Source organism: Ilyobacter sp., assembly GCF_041583315.1.
Classification (GTDB): Bacteria; Fusobacteriota; Fusobacteriia; order Fusobacteriales; family Fusobacteriaceae; genus Ilyobacter.
In genome coordinates, this window is sequence record NZ_JBFHGC010000424.1 from 1 (window position 1) to 2,561 (window position 2,561).

Here is a 2,561-nt window from a genome sequence, read left to right on the forward strand (position 1 = left end):
AGAGGTTCCCCTTCCCACTTCATCTAGAATCACAAAGGATTTATCCGTCGCACTGTTGACTATATTAGCCACTTCGCTCATCTCTACCATAAATGTAGACTGACCGCCCACTAAATCGTCACTGGCTCCTACCCTGGTAAATATCTTATCCACTATCCCTATCCTGGCGTATTCTGCCGGTACATAGGACCCTGTCTGGGCCATTAGTATTATCAGGGCCAGCTGTTTCATATAGGTAGACTTACCGGCCATATTAGGCCCTGTGAGTATTATTATGCTTTTGTTTTCGTCCAAAAATATATCATTCTTTACAAAGTCTCCTGCGCCTATTAGTTTTTCAACTATAGGATGTCTTCCCCCTTTTATATCCAGGGAAAACCCTTCAAAAACTTCCGGTTTCACATAATTATTTTTTATAGCCACATCAGCAAGAGAGGTCACCACATCCAGATAAGCCAGATTTTGTGCCAGCTCCTGAAACTCCCTGTTTTCCTCTTTTACATGAGCTGATATCTCTTTAAATATCTGATACTCCAGAGCCTCTATTTTCTCCTTGGCATTCAGCACCTTAGATTCATAGTCTTTCAGTTCCGGTGTTATATACCTCTCGGCATTTGTCAGAGTCTGCTTTCTGATATAGTCCTCTGGCACAAGAGATGAGTTGGCTCTCGTTACCTCTATAAAATATCCGAATACTTTATTGTATTTCACCTTGAGGGTTTTTATCCCTGTCCTCTCCCTCTCTCTGGTTTCTATCTCCAGGATATAGTTTTTCCCGCTTTTAGAGAGGTTGTGCAGTTCATCCAGTTCCTGGTTATATCCGCTTTTTATCATCCCTCCCTCTCTTACAGAGAAGGGTGGCTCTTCAGTTACGGCCTTTTCTATTATATTGTATATTTCCACCAGTTTTTCCAGGTCAGTTTTAAATAGCTGTCTGTTTCCCAGGATCTTTACTATTTCCAGGGCTCCCCTTATGGATTTTTTCAGGGCAATGAGGTCACGTCCGTTTTCCGTCCCCATTATGACCTTTCCTATGAGCCTCTCTATATCATATACATCCTTCAGTCTCTCTCTTATCTCTTCCCTTACCAGGACTTCATCTATAAAATAACCTATGTCCTCCTGCCTTTTTTCAATGGCATCCACCTTGAGCAGGGGGTTCTTTATGAAGTTTTTCAGCATCCTTGTTCCCATGGATGTCTGACACGAATCCAGCACCCATAAAAGAGTTCCCATATTGGATTTCTCTCTTTGGTTTTGGATAAGTTCCAGATTTCTCTGAGTAGTCAGATTCAGCTCCATATGATCTTCTCTGTTATCATAGGAGATCTTATTTATTGGAAGTTCGTTGTATTTCTGTAGTTCCAGTACATACTCTAGGACCATTGCCCCTGCTGCCACAGCTTCGTTCTTTCCTTTTAGGCCGTAGCTTTCCAGGGATATCACCCTGAAGTAATCTTTCAGTATATCTTCACTTTTTTTCACAAAAGGAACTGTTTGCATAGTCATTTCACTGACTGCTGCATAATTTTTAAATTTATCAGAAAAAGCCTCATAGGTTTTTTCTTCCACAATTATCTCATTGGGAGATATTTTATGTACCTCATTCAGAGCTCTTGATATTATATCTTCTCCCGCTATCTCTGTAGAACGGAACTCCCCTGTGGTGATGTCCACATAGGCTATTCCTGCCCTGTCTCCTTTTATGTAGACACACAGCAGATAGTTATTGCTCTTATCATCCAGATAGTCTGTGTCTATTACTGTTCCAGGAGTTATTACCTTTACTACCTCTCTTTTTACTATTCCCTTGGCAGTTTTAGGATCTTCCACCTGCTCACAGACTGCTACCTTATAGCCCTTTCTTACGAGTTTGGCTATATAGGATGCCGATGAATGATAAGGTATCCCAGCCAGTGGTACATCCTGGCCTTTTTCTTTATTTCTGCTTGTGAGAGTTATTCCCAGTTCTTTTGAGGCTATGACTGCATCCTCAAAAAACATCTCATAAAAATCTCCTAGTCTAAAAAAGAGGATGCTGTCTCTGTTCTCCTCTTTTATCTCTCTATATTGTTTCATCAATGGTGTTTCATTACTCATCAGATATTCCGTCCTCATTTTTTTGAATATTTGCTTTTCTCAGATTTTCAAGTATCTCTATAATCTCTTCATAAGATTCAGACCTGTTTATGAGATTTTTCCCGTGAGTTGCATTTTTCAGACCTTTTATATACCAGCACAGATGCTTTCTTATCTCAAAATAAAAATCCCTCTCAGGGTGATCTTCTCTGGCATATTCTACATGTTTTATAGCCATATCTATCTTGTCGTCAGTTGTTGGGAAAGTTGTTACCTTTCCATCTTCAAATATCTCCCTCACCTGCTTTATGAGCCACGGGTTCCCGTATATTCCCCTTGCAAGCATCACTCCGTCTACCTTGGAGTACATTGCCTTTTCATAGGCATCTTCAGGAGTAAATATATCTCCGTTTCCTATTACAGGAATATTCACCTGGGATTTCACATATTTTATCACGTCCCAGTCTGCAGGTCCTGAATAC

2 protein-coding genes are annotated in these 2,561 nt (G+C 40.5%); both read right to left on the reverse strand.

The window, feature by feature from the left end; all coding sequences use genetic code 11:
- Nucleotides 1-2,100 (reverse strand): DNA mismatch repair protein MutS (mutS, locus tag ABZA26_RS12400; protein ID WP_372714827.1); only part of this gene is annotated, 2,100 nt, incomplete at its 3' end.
- Nucleotides 2,093-2,561: tRNA-dihydrouridine synthase (locus ABZA26_RS12405; RefSeq protein WP_372714828.1), on the reverse strand; the 469-nt coding region annotated here is incomplete at its 5' end. The genes mutS and ABZA26_RS12405, both read right to left, overlap by 8 nt.